Annotated in this window: 16 protein-coding genes; 8 read left to right on the top strand and 8 right to left on the bottom strand. The window is 68.1% G+C overall.

Features of this window, described 5'->3' with window-relative positions; genetic code table 11:
• Nucleotides 1–54 precede the first annotated feature (54 nt).
• Complete coding sequence (locus E0H50_RS28505; protein WP_131293605.1) at nucleotides 55–1,032, bottom strand: aldo/keto reductase; 978 nt, start codon at nucleotides 1,030–1,032, stop codon at nucleotides 55–57.
• Nucleotides 1,033–1,189: 157 nt separating this feature from the next.
• On the opposite strand from E0H50_RS28505, the gene E0H50_RS28510 reads away from it, so the two are divergent.
• The 3 genes from E0H50_RS28510 to E0H50_RS28520 are packed head-to-tail and all read left to right on the top strand — an operon-like array spanning nucleotide 1,190 to nucleotide 4,961.
• The gene (locus E0H50_RS28510; protein WP_131293606.1) at nucleotides 1,190–2,776 is read left to right on the top strand and encodes a discoidin domain-containing protein; all 1,587 of its coding nucleotides are present in this window, start codon (nucleotides 1,190–1,192) and stop codon (nucleotides 2,774–2,776) included.
• Nucleotides 2,776–3,975, top strand: a complete 1,200-nt coding sequence (locus E0H50_RS28515) for an MFS transporter (protein ID WP_131293607.1) — start codon at nucleotides 2,776–2,778, stop codon at nucleotides 3,973–3,975. Before E0H50_RS28510 ends, E0H50_RS28515 begins: the two co-directional genes overlap by 1 nt.
• Nucleotides 3,972–4,961 carry a TolB-like translocation protein gene (locus tag E0H50_RS28520; RefSeq protein WP_131293608.1) on the top strand — a complete coding sequence of 330 codons (990 nt, stop codon included), beginning with the start codon at nucleotides 3,972–3,974 and terminating at the stop codon, nucleotides 4,959–4,961. The genes E0H50_RS28515 and E0H50_RS28520 overlap by 4 nt, the downstream gene beginning before the upstream one ends.
• Here E0H50_RS28520 and E0H50_RS43960 read toward each other — a convergent pair.
• The gene (locus tag E0H50_RS43960) at nucleotides 4,950–5,039 is read right to left on the bottom strand and encodes a YdgA family protein (protein WP_165547324.1); all 90 of its coding nucleotides are present in this window, start codon (nucleotides 5,037–5,039) and stop codon (nucleotides 4,950–4,952) included. The two genes, E0H50_RS28520 and E0H50_RS43960, sit on opposite strands and share 12 nt — an antisense overlap.
• A 172-nt stretch (nucleotides 5,040–5,211) precedes the next feature.
• Between E0H50_RS43960 and E0H50_RS28530 the strand changes: the two genes are divergently transcribed.
• From E0H50_RS28530 to E0H50_RS28545, 4 genes are read left to right on the top strand one after another with little or no spacing between them, the layout of a single operon-like run.
• Nucleotides 5,212–6,426: an MFS transporter gene (locus E0H50_RS28530; protein WP_131293609.1), complete on the top strand. Its 1,215-nt coding sequence runs from the start codon at nucleotides 5,212–5,214 to the stop codon at nucleotides 6,424–6,426.
• Nucleotides 6,383–7,057 carry a class I SAM-dependent methyltransferase gene (locus E0H50_RS28535; protein WP_131293610.1) on the top strand — a complete coding sequence of 225 codons (675 nt, stop codon included), beginning with the start codon at nucleotides 6,383–6,385 and terminating at the stop codon, nucleotides 7,055–7,057. The genes E0H50_RS28530 and E0H50_RS28535 overlap by 44 nt, the downstream gene beginning before the upstream one ends.
• A 19-nt stretch (nucleotides 7,058–7,076) precedes the next feature.
• Nucleotides 7,077–7,544 (top strand): MarR family winged helix-turn-helix transcriptional regulator, encoded by a 468-nt coding sequence (locus tag E0H50_RS43535; RefSeq protein WP_131293611.1) that lies wholly within the window; start codon nucleotides 7,077–7,079, stop codon nucleotides 7,542–7,544.
• Nucleotides 7,541–8,770: an MFS transporter gene (locus E0H50_RS28545; protein WP_131293612.1), complete on the top strand. Its 1,230-nt coding sequence runs from the start codon at nucleotides 7,541–7,543 to the stop codon at nucleotides 8,768–8,770. Before E0H50_RS43535 ends, E0H50_RS28545 begins: the two co-directional genes overlap by 4 nt.
• Here E0H50_RS28545 and E0H50_RS28550 read toward each other — a convergent pair.
• From E0H50_RS28550 to E0H50_RS28560, 3 genes are read right to left on the bottom strand one after another with little or no spacing between them, the layout of a single operon-like run.
• Nucleotides 8,760–9,716, bottom strand: coding sequence for a formylglycine-generating enzyme family protein (locus E0H50_RS28550; RefSeq protein ID WP_131293613.1), 957 nt, complete (start codon nucleotides 9,714–9,716; stop codon nucleotides 8,760–8,762). The genes E0H50_RS28545 and E0H50_RS28550 overlap by 11 nt on opposite strands.
• Nucleotides 9,717–9,756: 40 nt before the next feature.
• Nucleotides 9,757–10,626, bottom strand: coding sequence for an LLM class flavin-dependent oxidoreductase (locus tag E0H50_RS28555; RefSeq protein ID WP_131293614.1), 870 nt, complete (start codon nucleotides 10,624–10,626; stop codon nucleotides 9,757–9,759).
• Nucleotides 10,627–10,628: 2 nt separating this feature from the next.
• Complete coding sequence (locus E0H50_RS28560) at nucleotides 10,629–11,069, bottom strand: GNAT family N-acetyltransferase (protein WP_131293615.1); 441 nt, start codon at nucleotides 11,067–11,069, stop codon at nucleotides 10,629–10,631.
• Nucleotides 11,070–11,142: 73 nt separating this feature from the next.
• Between E0H50_RS28560 and E0H50_RS28565 the strand changes: the two genes are divergently transcribed.
• Nucleotides 11,143–11,781 carry an SGNH/GDSL hydrolase family protein gene (locus tag E0H50_RS28565; protein ID WP_131293616.1) on the top strand — a complete coding sequence of 213 codons (639 nt, stop codon included), beginning with the start codon at nucleotides 11,143–11,145 and terminating at the stop codon, nucleotides 11,779–11,781.
• 40 nt (nucleotides 11,782–11,821) lie between these two features.
• Here the strand turns inward: E0H50_RS28565 and E0H50_RS28570 are convergent, their stop codons facing one another.
• From E0H50_RS28570 to E0H50_RS28580, 3 genes are all read right to left on the bottom strand, one after another.
• Complete coding sequence (locus tag E0H50_RS28570) at nucleotides 11,822–12,970, bottom strand: DUF222 domain-containing protein (RefSeq protein WP_165547326.1); 1,149 nt, start codon at nucleotides 12,968–12,970, stop codon at nucleotides 11,822–11,824.
• 475 nt (nucleotides 12,971–13,445) lie between these two features.
• Nucleotides 13,446–14,096, bottom strand: coding sequence for a 2OG-Fe(II) oxygenase (locus E0H50_RS28575; RefSeq protein WP_238151297.1), 651 nt, complete (start codon nucleotides 14,094–14,096; stop codon nucleotides 13,446–13,448).
• Nucleotides 14,093–14,944, bottom strand: coding sequence for a Gfo/Idh/MocA family protein (locus E0H50_RS28580; RefSeq protein ID WP_131293618.1), 852 nt, complete (start codon nucleotides 14,942–14,944; stop codon nucleotides 14,093–14,095). The genes E0H50_RS28575 and E0H50_RS28580 overlap by 4 nt, the downstream gene beginning before the upstream one ends.

A 14,944-nucleotide genomic window follows, 5' to 3' on the forward strand; every position in this document is an offset into this window, starting at 1 on the left:
AAACACGGCATGAGACAAGAGCAGTGGCAGTGGGCGCGCAGCGGCAGTAGGGAGTTATGCGGCCAACAGTGCCGCGATCTGTTGCAGTTGGTCGTTCGACAGCGGGCCGAACTCCATTGCGCGGGCGTTCTCCTCGGCCTGCGTGACGGTCCGGAAGCCGGGGATCGGCACCGTCCGCGGGCTCCGCGCCCACAGCCAGCCCAGGGCGCCCTGGGCGAGCGTCCGCCCGTCGCTCTGCAGGACGTCGCGGATCGCCGACACCTTCTCCCACCATTCCGGTGCCGGTACGCCGCCCTCGTCGAAGTACCGCAGCCAGGACGGCGGCAGGGTGCGGATGTCCGCGCCGGTCGCCGGCTTGGTCGCGTCGCGGCGACCGAGGATACCCATGCCGAGCGGGGTCCGGTTGATGCTGGCCAGGTCCTCGCGCTCGCACAGCGCGAAGAACTCCGGCGCGTCGTGCAGAACGCTCGCTTCGTGCTGGACGGCGGCGCAGTGCTCGCCCTGCGCGAAGAGCTCGGCGCTGTGCACCGTGTCGGTGCTCCACGCGTAGCTGCGGATCAGCCCCTCGCGGACCAGTTCCTCGCAGGCCTCGCGCAACGGCAGCGCGATCTCGTCGGTGGTGTCGAAGTGCAGTTGATAGAGATCCAGGTAGTCGGTGCCGAGCCGCTCGAGCGACGCCCGTACGGCCTTGTGGACGTACTCCGGCGTCGTGTCCTGGTGGTGCATGACCCGGGTCGACTCGTCGAAGGTGTTGCCCCACTTGGTGGCGATGACCACCTGGTCGCGGATCCCGCTGAGCGCCTTGCCCAGCACGCGTTCGCTGTGGCCGGCGCCGTACACGTCCGCGGTGTCGAAGAAGGTCACGCCGAGCTCGACCGCCCGACGGATCGCCCGCACCGATTCCTCGTCGTCGACCACACCCCAGCCCAGCGGTTCGCCGGCCGGGTTGCTGAACGGGCCTCCGATCGCCCAGCACCCGAATCCGACCGGGCTGACCTCGATACCTGCTCGTCCCAACGTGCGCATCTCCATGCCGCCGAGCCAACCAGTCCGCGAGTGATCCGTCCAATGAATCTTCTGCGCAGAGTTGATGCATACAGTGCATGTAACGAAATTGAGGCCTTTACCTACCATTAACCGTTAGGTAACCTTCCTAACAATTCTGGCTCCGCGCCCCCGGAGGTATCTCATGAAACTGCGCCTGCTCGCGCTGGTGCTCCCCGCCGGCCTGCTCGCCGCGCTCGGCGGTTCCGCCGCCAACGCCCGGATGAACGCCGACACCCTGCTGTCGCAGGGCAAACCGGTGATTGCCTCGAGCATCGAGGACGACACCCTGACCGCGGCAAAGGCGGTCGACGGCAGTACGTCGACCCGCTGGGCCAGCGCCGAGGGGTCCGATCCGCAGTGGATCCGCGTCGACCTCGGCCAGCCGGCCGCCGTCGGCCGGGTCAAACTGAACTGGGAGGCCGCGTACGCGAAGGCGTACCGGATCGAGGTCTCCGACGACGGCACCACCTTCAGTACGGTCAAAACGGTGGCGGACGGCAACGGTGCGACCGACGATCTGACCGGCCTGCAAGGTCATGGGCGGTATGTCCGCGTCGTCGGCACGCAGCGCGGCACGTCGTACGGCTACTCGCTGTGGGAGTTGCAGGTCTACGGCACGACCGACTCGAGCGGCGACACCCAGGCGCCGACGGTTCCGGCCGGTCTGAAGAGCACCGGCGCCACCGCCACCTCGGTCGCGCTCAGCTGGACCGCCTCGACCGACAACATCGGCGTGAGCGGGTACGACGTACTGCGTAACGGCACCGCGGTTGCTACGACGGCGGGCACGGCGTACAACGACACCGGGTTGACCGCGAACACGGCGTACCAGTACTCGGTGCGCGCCCGCGACCTGGCCGGGAACGTGTCCGCCGCGAGTCAGCCGATCGCAGTGACGACGCCGACCGGCGGGACCGGCGGGTTCGTCCTCGCGGCGGCCGGTGACATCGCGGACCGTTGTACGGCGTCCGACCCGGACTGCATCCATCCGAAGACCGCTCAGCTGGTTCAGGCGATGAACCCCACCGCGGTGATCACGATGGGCGACAACCAGTACGACGACGCGCACCTGTCGGACTTCCAGAACTACTACGCGAAGACGTGGGGGAAGTTCAAGAGCATCACCCACCCGATCCCGGGCAACCACGAGACGTACGACGACACGCCGTACCAGGGGTACCACGACTACTTCGGTGCGATCGCGACGCCGCAGGGTGAGAACTACTACAGCTGGAATCAGGGGAACTGGCATTTCGTCGCGCTCGACTCGAACGACTTCGTCCAGGAAGAAGGACTCCAGGAGCCGGCGCAGCTCACCTGGCTGAAGCAGGATCTCGCGAACAACACCAAGGGCTGTATCGCGGCGTACTACCACCACCCGCGGTTCAGCTCCGGCGACCACGGCGACAACCCGGATGCCGACTCGCTCTGGCAGACGCTGGTGTCGGCGAAGACCGACCTGGTGCTGAACGGGCACGACCACCACTACGAGCGCTTCGTGCCGCAGAACGCCGACGGCGACGAGGACGCGAACGGCCCGGTTCAGATCATCGGCGGGATGGGCGGGGCGCCGCTGTACCCGGTGCACGCCGCGCATCCGGCGACCGCGAAGATCATTTCGGACTTCGGTGTGCTGAAGCTGTCGATGACCGACAACACCTTTGCCACGCAGCTGATCGGGCTGGACGGCAAGGTCCTGGACAGCAGCCCGACGTACAGCTGCCACTGATGTACCTCGCATCCGTCGGCCCGCCGCGGACCTTGCTGCGGCGGGTACCCGGGAACGTTGTTGCTCTCGGCATCGTCAGCCTGGTGACCGACGTTTCGGCCGAGATGGTGACCGCTGTGTTGCCGCTGTACCTCGTGTTCGGGCTCGGGCTGAACCCGCTGCAGTTCGGTCTGCTCGACGGCCTGTACGCCGGAGCGACCGCCGTACTGCGGCTGGTCGGCGGACACGTGGCCGACCGCTGGCGACGGTTGAAGACCGTCGCCGGGGTCGGCTACGCGCTCTCGGCGATCTCGAAGCTGGGTTTCCTGGCTGCTGGATCTACGGTGCCGGCGATCGGCGCGGTCCTCGCGATCGACCGCGCCGGCAAGGGGATCCGGACCGCACCGCGTGACGCTCTCATCTCGTTGAGCAGTGATCCGGCCACGATGGGGCGCTCGTTCGGTGTCCATCGAGCGCTCGACACGATCGGCGCCTTCCTCGGCCCGCTGGTGGCGACGCTCGTGTTGTGGGCCAGCCTCAACGACTACAACTCAGTCTTCGTCACCAGCTTCGCCCTCGCCACCTGTGCAGTAATCCTGCTCGCCACCGTCGTCCAGAACCACACCCCGTCCTCGGCCTTCGTCGTACGAGCTTCAGCGGTGGGGTTGTTGAAGGATTCGGGGTTTCGGAGGTGTTGTGTTTGGGCGGCAGGCTTGGGGTTGTTCACCATCACGGACTCGTTCGTCTACCTGGCCGTGCAGCGGCGGTGGGACATCGCGACCAGTCTGTTTCCGCTGCTGCCGTTGGGGACTGCGGGAACGTTTCTGCTGCTTGCCATCCCGCTCGGTCGGCTCGGTGATCGGGTCGGGCGTTGGAAGGTCTTCGTCGGCGGGCATCTCGCGCTCGTTGTCGCGCTCCTGGTCGTCTGTGGCCCGGTTGGCGCCTGGTGGCTGGTCCTTGCTCTCCACGGTGCCTTCTACGCGGCCACCGACGGCGTACTCCCAGCCGCCGTCGGCCCGCTCCTGCCCGAGGACCTCCGCGCGACCGGTCTCGCCGTACTGCAGACCGGCCAGGCGCTCGCCCGCATGGCCGCGGCCGTCACGGTCGGTCTGCTGTGGACCCTTTGGGACCTCAAACCGGCACTCCTCGCCTTCACCCTCGCTCTTCTCGCGGTCACGATCGCCGCCGCCGTCTTCAAACCCTTGGAGGTACGCCGATGACGCCCAAGCTCTTCTGTTCCGCGCTCGGGGTCCTCGCACTCCTCGGCGGCGCGATCACCTACGTCGCGCACGCGCGCGCGACCGACGCGACCGTCGCGACCGAGAACGCCGTACCGGTTGTCACGGGGCAGCCGATGCGGTTCGACGGTCAGACGCTGTTCTTCCGCAACCTCGCCGACGGACCGGATTCCGGCAAGCTGGCCGCCGTACCAGTGGCCGATCCAGGCGCTGCCCGGCGCGTGGGGGAGCTGCACTGCGACCGCTTCGCTGCGGCCCGCGGTACGGCGATCTGCCTGCGGTTGAAGGCCGGCTCGCTCCCCGCGATGACGGACCTGATCGTCCTGGACGCGAACCTCCGCGAACGCCACCGCGAGACGCTCCCCGGTACGCCGAGCAGGGCCCGGGTGTCGCCGGACGGGCGGTTCGTGAACTGGACGCTGTTCGTCACCGGCGACTCGTACGCCGCCACGGGCTTCTCGACCCGCACCGGGCTGTACGAGGTCGCCACCGGACGGCTCGTGAAGACGATCGAGGAGCTCGCGGTGTTCGTCGACGGGAAGCGGTACTTCGCCTCGGACGTGAACTACTGGGGGATCACGTTCGCTGCCGACGGCAACCGTTTCTACGTGACGATGGCGAGCAAGGGGACGACGTACCTGATCGAGGCCGACTACCGCGCGTACCGCGGGACCGCGATCGCCGAGAACGTCGAATGCCCGTCGCTCTCACCCGACGGCCGCCGCATCGCCTACAAACAAAAGGTTTCCACCGGAGTCTGGCGTCTCGCCGTCCTGGACCTGGACACCCGGCAAGTCAACCATCCGCCCGACTCCCGTCCGGTGGACGACCAACCCGTCTGGCAGGGCAACAACACTCTGCTCTACCCGCTCAGGAACTCCAGTAACACCCTCGATCTCTGGTCCGTCGGCCTGACTACGCCTGCGAAACTCCTTGTCCCGCAGGCCACCAGCCCGTCATTTGGCTAGCGCGCGGGCGACCGTGTAGATCGTCCAGCCGGCCACGACGACGAGAACGGTGCCGAGGGCAATGAGGAACTTCTTCATGACTGCTCCGGTCCGAGGATGCTGTGCACCAGCGCCCTCACGTAGGCGGGATCGATCGGCTCACCGGTGATCAGGAGCCGGTAGTACAGAGCCGTAGCACTATTTCCGCAACTGGAGTAGCGGAAATAAACGCTGCCATGGATTGTCAGGGTTCGGTGTCACTGTTGACCGAGTGACCTCACGACCCCGACTGCTGCTGCCCGCAGCCTTCATCACGTCCCTCGGCAACAACATCCAGCTCCTCGGTGCCGCGCTGCTGCTGGTTCGCGCGCAGGGCTCGATGCTCGACGTCGGCTGGCTCTTCATCGCCGTCGCCGTACCGCAGGCCGTCCTTTCGCCGTACTTCGGTCGCCTCGCGGACCGCTTCGACCGGCGCCGCCTGTGGATCATCTGCGACCTGATGAGCGCGGCGGCCGCCCTCGCGCTTCCGGTCGGCCTGGCGCTCGGCGTGTCCCACCAGCCGCTCGTGTACGCGACCAACTTCGCTCTCGCGGTCATCGCCGCCCAGTTCACGCCGGCCAGTGCCGCACTGACCCGCGAACGAGTCCCCACCACGCAACTCCGCCGCTTCAACGCGCACTACGAGATCGCTCTCCAGGGCGGCATGCTCCTGTCCGCCGCCGTCGGTGGCATCGCGCTCCAGTACTTCGGTCCGAAGCCACTCTTCACCTTCAACGCGCTCACGTTCGCGCTCTCCGCCGTACTGGTGTTCGCGGTCGGAACGAGGAGCCGCACCGTCGAGTTGCCGCAGGAAACGACCCGCGCCGCGCGGCCCACCGCCGCGAGAGTGATCCCGCTGGCCTTGCTCTTCGGGCAGGGGCTCGTGGTTGTGACGGTTTTCAACGCGTTGCTTCCGGTGCTGTTGATCGGAGAGTGGCATCGCGGTCCGGCTGTCCTCGGTGTCGTCGATGCGCTGGGCGGAGCCGGTTTCCTGCTCGCCGCGGCCGTCTACCGCCGATCCGCGGCACGTCTCGGCGACCTGAAGCTCGCGGTCGGCGGATTCGTCGTCTGTACGGCGTTGTTCGCGCTGCAGCCGCTGTTCGGCCTCCCGGTGCTGATGATGCTCGTACCGCTGGGCGCCTTCCTGTTCGGGCAGGCGCGGATCGCGACACGTTCGTTGCTGATGACCTCGGTGGACGAGTCGCGGGTCGGGCACGCGTTCGGGCTGGCCAACGGGTACGGCCTCGCCGCGACGATCGTCGTGATGCTGATCGCCTCGGTCGTCACCGGCCACTCCGACACCCGCTACGGCTTCGCGACCGTCGCCGCGATCAGCCTCCTCGCCGCCGGTCTCGCCGCGGCCTGGATCTCAACCATTTCGCGCCGTACCGCATCCAACCACCATGGAGCGCGACCAGTCCTTCGATCACCTGGCGGAGCGATATGACCGGCTCGGCGAACTGACCGCCGACCACGTCGCCGACTGGCTCCCGACCGTCCTCCCCGACCGTCGCCGCCGAGCCGTCGATCTCGGTTGCGGTGCCGGCCGGCACGCCGTCGTCCTCGCGGACTACTTCGACCAGGTCGACGCGATCGATCTGTCCGGTCCGATGATCCGCCTCGCCCGTCGCAAGCGGCCGCGCTCGAACATCACCTATCTCGAGTCCGGCATCCTCGAACTGTCGGGCCAGTACGACTTCGTCACCACCTCGGCCACTCTGCATCACGTCGCCGACCTCCCCGCCGTACTGCGGCATATCCGCTCGCTCGTCGCGGTCGGCGGCTGCGCGGCCCTCGCCGACACGGTGTCGCCACGTCCCGCGAACCCGCGCTGGTGGCTGTACGGCGGCGAGGTCCGCAAGCTCGCCCGCAACCTGATCCATCGCAACCCGCACGCCTGGGAGATCTTCGGCCTGTCGACCGGAGACTGGCTCGACCATCGCGTCTCCGACCGGTACCTGAGCCGCGCCGGCTTCGAGAAGGCGTACGGCGCGGTGTTCCCGGAGGGCCGCTTCGTGCGGGTGGGGAGCCAGTGCGCCGTGATCTGGCACCGACCAGATATAACAGCACTTATATAAGTGCTGTTATGATCGGCGCATGGAGGATCCCACCGAGCAGAGTTTGTGGCGGCCGTTGCACGATTTGCTGGCACGGCTGGACGCCGAGATCGGGCAGATCTACACCGATCGGGACGTCAAAGGGCTGAAGCCGACGTGGGTGCGGGAGCTGCTCCAGCTGCACCTCAAAGGGCCGATGACGATCACCGAGCTGGCCGACGCGATCGGGCGGACGCACTCGGCGCTCAGCCAGAAGGTGGCCGCGATGCGCGCCGCCGGCCTGGTCCGGACCGTGCCGGGTGCGGACGCGCGCAGCAAGCAGGTCACGCTCACCGCCAAGTCCAAGAAGCTCGTCGAACTGCTCGCCGCCGAATGGCGGGCGACCGAGGCCGCGATCGCCGAACTCGAGGCCGAACTGCCGTACCCGATGTCTCAGGTCGTCCGCGACGTCGAGGAAGCACTCGCTCGCAAGAGCTTCCACGACCGGATCGCGGAGAAGCTGCAGTGAAGCGCGCCTTCATCGACCTCGGGCCGTTGAAGGTCCCGACGTACCGGCGGTTGTGGATCGGGCAGGTGCTGTCGGGGTTCGGCGGTCAGCTGACCTTCGTCGCGGTGATGTTCCAGGTCTGGGACCAGACCGCGAGCCCGGCCTGGACGGGCGCGGTCGGCCTGGCGCAGGCGTTGCCGCTGATCGTGCTCGGCCTGTTCGCGGGCACGCTCGTCGACCGGCTCGAACGGCGCAAGATCTACCTGATCACCACGATCGGTCAGTTGCTGACCGCAACCGTGATGGCCAGCCAGCTCGTGACCGGTCGAGTCCCGGTGGGGGTGCTCCTGGCGCTGGTCGCCGTACAGTCGGCCTTCGGCGCGACGGCCGGCCCGGTGGCGCGGACCGTGCTGCCGCAGTTGCTGTCGCGTGATCAGCTGGCCGCGGGGATCGCGCTCAACCGGATCGGCTTCCAGGGCGCGATGCTGCTCGGGCCGGCGCTCGGTGGCGTGATCGTCGGGACCTGGGGCGTTGGCGTCTGTTACCTCGTCGACGCGCTCAGCTTCCTCGCGGCGCTGTACGGCGTACTCGGGCTGCCGCGGATGACGATCGAGGGTTTTGCGAAACCGGGGTTGCGCGGGGTCTGGGACGGGTTGACGTTCGTCGTCGCGACACCGGTGATCCGGGGCGCGTTGATCACCGACCTGGCCGCGACCGTGCTCTCGATGCCGATCAGCTTGTTCCCGGTGATCAATGCCGAGCGGTTCGGGAACAATCCGCGGACACTCGGGCTGTTCCTGACCGCGATCGCTGTCGGCGGAGTCGCCGCGTCGCTGTTCTCCGGATCGTTCACCCGGTTGCCGCGGCACGGGCTGGTGATGCTGTGCGGTTCGGCCGGGTGGGGGATCGCGCTGCTGCTGTTCGCGTTCTCGCCGGCCGCCTGGCTGGCGCTGATGTGCCTCGCGTTCGCCGGTGCCGCGGATACCGTCGCGGTTGTCTCCCGCAGCACGATCGTCCAGCTGCACACGCCGCCCGAACTGCTCGGCCGAGTCAGTGCTGCCGAGCAGATCGTCGGTCAGGCTGGTCCCGATCTCGGCAACCTCCGCGGTGGCGTCGTCGCACAGTTGACGTCGCCGGTCGCGTCGCTCGCCTCGGGCGCGCTGCTGTGCGTCGTCGCCGTCGCTGCGGTCGCCGGCACAACGCCTGGGTTGCGGGCGGCCGACAAGGTCCCGGCGGTTACAAACTGACGGTGCGGAAGCCGGCGTTGCCCATCGACGACTCCGGCGTGTTCGACGAGCGGGCGGCGTTGCGGTAGCGGTTGCAGTACGAGTCGTGGCAGAGGTACGAACCGCCGCGCATCACCCGGGCCGCGCCGAGCGACGGGCCGGGCGGGTTCTCGGCGGGGGAGAACTTGTAGTAGCGCGGGCCGAACCAGTCCGCGCACCACTCCCAGACGTTGCCGACCATCTGCCACAGTCCGTAGCCGTTCGGCTGGAAGGTGCGGACCGGGGCAGTGGTGAGGTAGCCGTCCTCCTCGGTGTTCGTCCGCGGGAACTCGCCCTGCCAGATGTTGCACCGCCACCGGCCATCGGTCGGGTCGTCGATCAGATCGTCACCCCACGGGTACCGGGCGTCTTCGAGACCGCCGCGGGCGGCAAACTCCCACTCGGCCTCGGTCGGCAGTCGTCGCCCTGCCCACTTGCTGTAAGCGACCGCGTCGTGCCAGCTCACATGGACGACGGGATGGTCGTCGAGCCCGTCGAGATCCGACCGCGAGCCGCCGGGGTGCCGCCAGTCCGCATGGCGCACACCGACCCACCACGGGGTACCGGACGCGGGTCCCATCACCTCGTCCGGTTCCGCGGCCAGGGCGAGATGGAACACCGCGGAGTACCCGAAGGTCTCGGCCTCGGTCCGGTAACCGGTCGCGTCGGCGAAGCGGGCGAAGTCGGCGTTCGTCACGCTGGTCGCGTCGATACTGAACGGCGCGAGCTCGACCTGATGCACCGGCGTCTCGCCGTCGGCGGCGTTCTCGTCCCCGTTGCTGTTACCCATCGCGAACGAGCCGCCACTGAGCATGATCTGCTCGATCCGGTGGTCCCCGAGCCCGGCAGGCACGGCGGACCGGACCGTCAGGTCCAGCGGGACCCCGGTCCTGGCAGGCGCACAGCAGGACTGATGCTCGTCGCTCATGCCCGCCAGCTTAATTGGCCGCTCGCGGCTCAACGCCGCCCTATCCGAGGCGGGGCGGTCCTTGCTCGATGCGGCGCAGAACGGGGTCCAGGCGGTAGAAGTCGGTGCCGGTGATGAGCTGGCGTTCGTCCCACCAGGTGGCGCCCGCCTCGGCAAGTGGTTCGACGAGGGCACGGGAGCGGGCGGGGTCGGCCGGGCTGATGCCGCCCATAATCACGTCGTACGGCGTGCTTTCGTCCTTGCGCTGGTCGTTGATGAACGTGACCAGGTCGCGGAGCTCGTCCACCGGCGGCGCTTCGCCGTGGTTGGCGGTCTTGAACAGCGGTACGGCGCCGTCCCAGCGCGCGGCACGGCGCATCGGGGCCTTCCGGGGCCAGTAGCCGGCGATCCAGACCGGCGGCCGCGGGCGCTGGACCGTTGCCGGCAGCAACTCGACGTCGTCGGCGCGGTAGTGCTCGCCCGCGTGGTCCACCCGCTCACCGGACCAGTACGCCGTCAGCAGGTCGAGGCCCTCGTCCAGCTTCGAGGCCAGCACCTTCGGGTCGGTCTCGTCACCGAAGCTCCCGAACTCGTCGTCGATCGGCCCACCGAGCCCGGCGCCGAAGATCACCCGGCCGCCGCTCAGGCCGTCGAGCGTGGCGACCTGCCGCGCGAGCTGCTCGGGCCGCCGCCGGGCGACCGGCGTGACCAGCGGACCGAGCTTGATCCGCGACGTCGCCAGCGCGGCGGCCGTCATCAGCATCCACGGGTCGCCGAACGGCTGGCCGCGGCGCCGCTCCTTGCTGTGCACCACGTGGTCCCAGAAGAACAGGCCGTCCCAGCCGGCGTCCTCGGCGGCCTTCGCCACCCGCACGACCGTGTGGGCGTCGGCGAAGTCGCCGAAGTTCGGGATATTGATCGAGAAACGCATCGTCACTCACCCAGCCGTAGTTCGATGAACGGAATCGTGTCGCCCGGCAGTAGGTAGGTTTCCACCTCGACGAACCCGTGTGCCTTCGCGAACCGTACGCCGTCCTGGTTGCTGGCGAGAATATGCGTCTCGATGCGGTCGCCCAGCTCCCGCCCGCGGCGCAAGCAGTGCTCGTAGATCGCCGTACCGAACCCACGACGGCGATACGCCGGGAGCACGCGAGCGATCACCACCGCGGCCGGAGTCTCCTGCGATGGAGGCCGGACCGTGGAGCACCCGACGAGCACGTCGCCGTCGTAGGCGACCTCGAGTACGTTCCGCTTGACCCGCTCCCGAATCTCCTCGACCGACAGCGCCGCCGTCGGGATGATCTCGTTGTGCACCAGCTGCCAGTCCAGCAGCGTCTGGTCGTCCCCGACCGGCACGATCCGCAGCTCACTCATCCCGCCAGCCAACAGTGGGGCGCGGCCAGCGGTCAAACGGATTCGATCCCAGGGGAGTAGTAGCGTCCGTGTCGTGCGGATTCTCTTCGTGGGTAACAGCTTCACCTCGCGGAACAACCTGCCTGGGCTGATCAAGGGGTTGGCAGGGGCGCGTGGGATCGAGGTCGAGCACAAGCTGATCTCGGCCGGTGGTGCGTCGCTGCGGCAGCATCTCAACGCAGGCAAGGCGCTCGACGAGATCGCGGGCGGTGGATTCGACATCGTCGTGCTGCAGGAGCAGAGCACTTTGCCGATCAAGAGTCCGGACCGGTTTCGGGAGAGCGCCCGTGACTTCGACGAGGCGATCACCGCGGCCGGTGCGAGGACCGCGTTCTACCTGACGTGGGCGCGCCGGAACGCGCCCGAGACCCAGCAGGCGCTGACCCAGGCGTACGGCGGTGCCGCGGTAGAGCTCGGCGCGACGCTCGTACCGGTCGGGATGGTCTGGGAACGCTTCCTCAACCAGCACGACGAACCCGCGCTGCACGACACCGACAACAGTCACCCGGCGCTCGCGGGCAGTTACCTCGCGGCGTGCGTGTTCCTCATCGCCCTGCTAAACGAGGATCCGGTCGGAACCAACGTGCCGGTGAAGGGCCTGAGTGCGGACACCGCCGCCCAGCTCCGCCAGGCAGCCTGGGACATCTGCACCGACCTGGCCACAGCCGAGTAACCCGCCACGACCTCCGTGGCGGGTCACACGAGCACGACCCTCAGCCCGACTCAGCCTGACCAGTGTCGGGTGGATCAGAACCGCCGCGATCAGGCGGAGGCGTGTGGTAGCGCCGCCCAGTGGGACTGGCCCAGGTCGTACTGCCGTCAGGATTGGATGTGACGACCCATCCGCCTTCATGCTTGAGCCGGTGATGGTGCCGGCACAGACAATGGAGATTGTCCGTCGTGGTCCGGCCGCCTTCCGCGAAGGCAATCCGATGGTCGACATCCGCGAACTCGGCAGGCTGGTTGCACCCAGGGAACTGGCAGGTTCGATCACGCTGGCGGACGAAGCGATCAGTCGCCGCATCCGGCGTGTACCTGTCCGGCTTCCCAGCCGGCGGCTCGTCGCTGAGCCGAAGCCCGAGCCGAGACCGCCGGGCGCCGCCAAGAAGAGCCTGAGCCAGCGTCCGCGTGAGGTGCTTACGCAAGGATTCTTGAGGAATCGGCCCATAATGTTCGGCCGTCCCGCCGGTGCCGTTCACGCCGTCGATCAGCGCGCGGATCTCGGCTCCAGTCGCGTGAATGACGACGGTGGCGTCTGCGCCAACAACCGAGTCGTCGGACAGCGAGGTGTCCGCGTTGTCGACCGATTCCCCCGGCGCACGCGTGTCAGTCCGCCGCAGAAGCCGAGCCAGGGCAATGTCGGCGCGCAACTGGTCCATCGACCGAGGGTCGCCGTGCCGACGCCGGTTCGCCGCCGCGCGAGTGAGGCTGTTCATCACCGCGCCCGCGTCCAACGCGTCCTGGGTATGGATCAGCTCAGCCGTGCCGTCACTGTTCGGAAAGATCCGCACGGACCGCTCATCCATCGCCCGCGCATGCGACTTGCTGCGGGCGTCCGGTGAACGCCGGGCAGCCTCGTGCTGGGCTTCCTGCTTGATCTTCTGCAACGGATGCTTTCCAGCCCACTCCAGCACTGCAGTCTCGGCCGCACGCATCTCTTCCGGATCTTCCAGGACCGACAGCTCCCGCACGATCGTGAACGCGGCCCTCTCGGTCAGCTGGCCCTCCTCCAGCGCCCGCAACGTGGCCGGAAAGTTGTGCACCAATTCGCACGACGTGTGGATCCGCGCCATTGCAGCGCCCTTGTGCATCTGCCACACCAACGCGAGCTCATCGGCCGGCGAGCGAAGATCCCCGGCCACCCAACGTCGCTCCCCAGGAGCAGCTGCTCTGTCTCCAGGCTCAGGGTGGCGGTGACCAAGGTCGGCTGATGCACCATGCAACGAGGCCTCGTACCCGGCGGTCGCCTCTGCCTTCATCGCCGCCAGCCGAGCCTCCAGCCGGCTGATCGCCTCCTGCCGATCCAGCCACCCGGAGTCGTTCAGCCCCGATGTGTCCTGGAACGCCACCGCCTCGAACAATCCGACACCACGCTCAGGGTCGTCCGGTACGTCGTACCGCCCGAGCAATCCGAACCGCGCAGCGACCTCCGCGTCCCGCCGCAGCCGATCCCGCAGAAACGTCAGATGCGCCAGGCTCTCCTCAGCAGATCGGAACGGCGGCTCTGGAACGACAGACAACCGCGCACGCCCAGCATCCCCTTCACCAGAAGGCTCACCGACCGCACACTCGCTCATGCGATCGATCATACGTTCGAATACACCGAGAATCCAAATCTCATTTCGCGTCGTGGAAAACCAGCCCGAGGGTATGCCGCTGCCCCGAGCGGATCGCGGACACGCCGTGTCGCACCGGCGCCGCCGACCAGCCGCGCGATGACTTCACCGGGCGGTCGCGGGTCGTGAAGACCAACCCGTGCCCGTACGGGATCAGCGTCGACGTACCCCGCGATTGCGCCCGCGGGCGCTGCTCGACCAGTAGGAACTCGCCGCCGGTGTGATCGACGCCAGGGTCGTTCAGGTTGATCACGACCTGAAGCGGGAACACCTGGTCGCCGTAGAGATCGCGGTGCAAGACGTTCCAGTCGCCCGCGCCGTACCGCAGCAGGATCGGCGTAGGTCGCGTCTGCCCGGCCCGGTGGCACATGTCCAGCCATTCGTCGAGCGTGTCCGGCCACTCCGCCTCTCGCCCAAGCTTCGAGTACCACTCCCGCGCGATCGGCAGCAGCCGCGGATACAGCGCCTGCCGCAACGCCTCCACAGCCTCCGGGAACGGCCGATCGAAGTACCGGTACTGTCCCTCGCCGAACCGATGCCGCGCCATGTCGATCGTCGCCCGGAACCGCTGTACGTCGTCGTACAGGCCGGCGATCCGCGCCGCCTCAGCCGGCGTGAGCAGCAGAGGTCTCGGCTGCCCGCGGTCAGTCACCGAACCCGCGCGGTCGGCTGGCGCCTCACCTGTTCCAGCACCGTGATCGGGGCGAGCATCGTCGCGTCGTCAAGGGGCCGCTCACCGGTCTCGAGCATGTCGAGGAACACCTTCAGCCCAGGTACGACGTACTCCGAATCGAGCTGTACGTCGCGACTCACGAGCCCCGTGCGCCCGACGAGCTCGGCGTGAAACGGCACCCGCCCGTCATCTGTCGGCTTCACCAACTGCAACGTCACCAACACCCCGCCGCACAGGTACCGCACGACGACAGTCGACCCGACGCGCTCGACTGTCACCGGCCCGGGCTCGCCAGGCGCCAACCGCTGCGCGAGATCGGCCGCATGGATCCCGTAGAAGAAGATCCCGCTGTACTCACTGTCCGGATCAGCAGGCCCTGTCACCGTGACCGCCTGCAGCTCACCGACCGACGCCGCGGCGAGTACATCCGCGTCCGCGACCCACCGCACAGCGGAGTACGACGTCACCGGCGCACCCCCGCGCCGTGACGCGTCCAGGATCGCCCGCGCATCCGCTGTACTCGCGGCCAGCGGCTTGTCAACCCACACCGGGAGCCCGGCTTCCAGAAACGGTACGGCGTGCTCGCGATGCAACGCGCCGTCCCGGTTGGTCGCGATCAGCGCGTCGACGCTGCCGAGCAACTCGCCCGACGTCGGCACGATCTGGGTGATCCCACCCGCCGCGGCGAGCTTCCGATTGCGATCGTCATCCGCTCCGACCAGCGCGACGATGCGCGCGGTATCAGCGACGGGGTCGACGTTCAGGTGCTCGACGATATGGTCGGCGTGGCTGTTCTCGGTGCCGACGAGGGCGACGCGCAATGGCAT

The sequence above is a fragment of the Kribbella sindirgiensis genome (assembly GCF_004331435.1).
GTDB lineage: Bacteria > Actinomycetota > Actinomycetes > Propionibacteriales > Kribbellaceae > Kribbella > Kribbella sindirgiensis.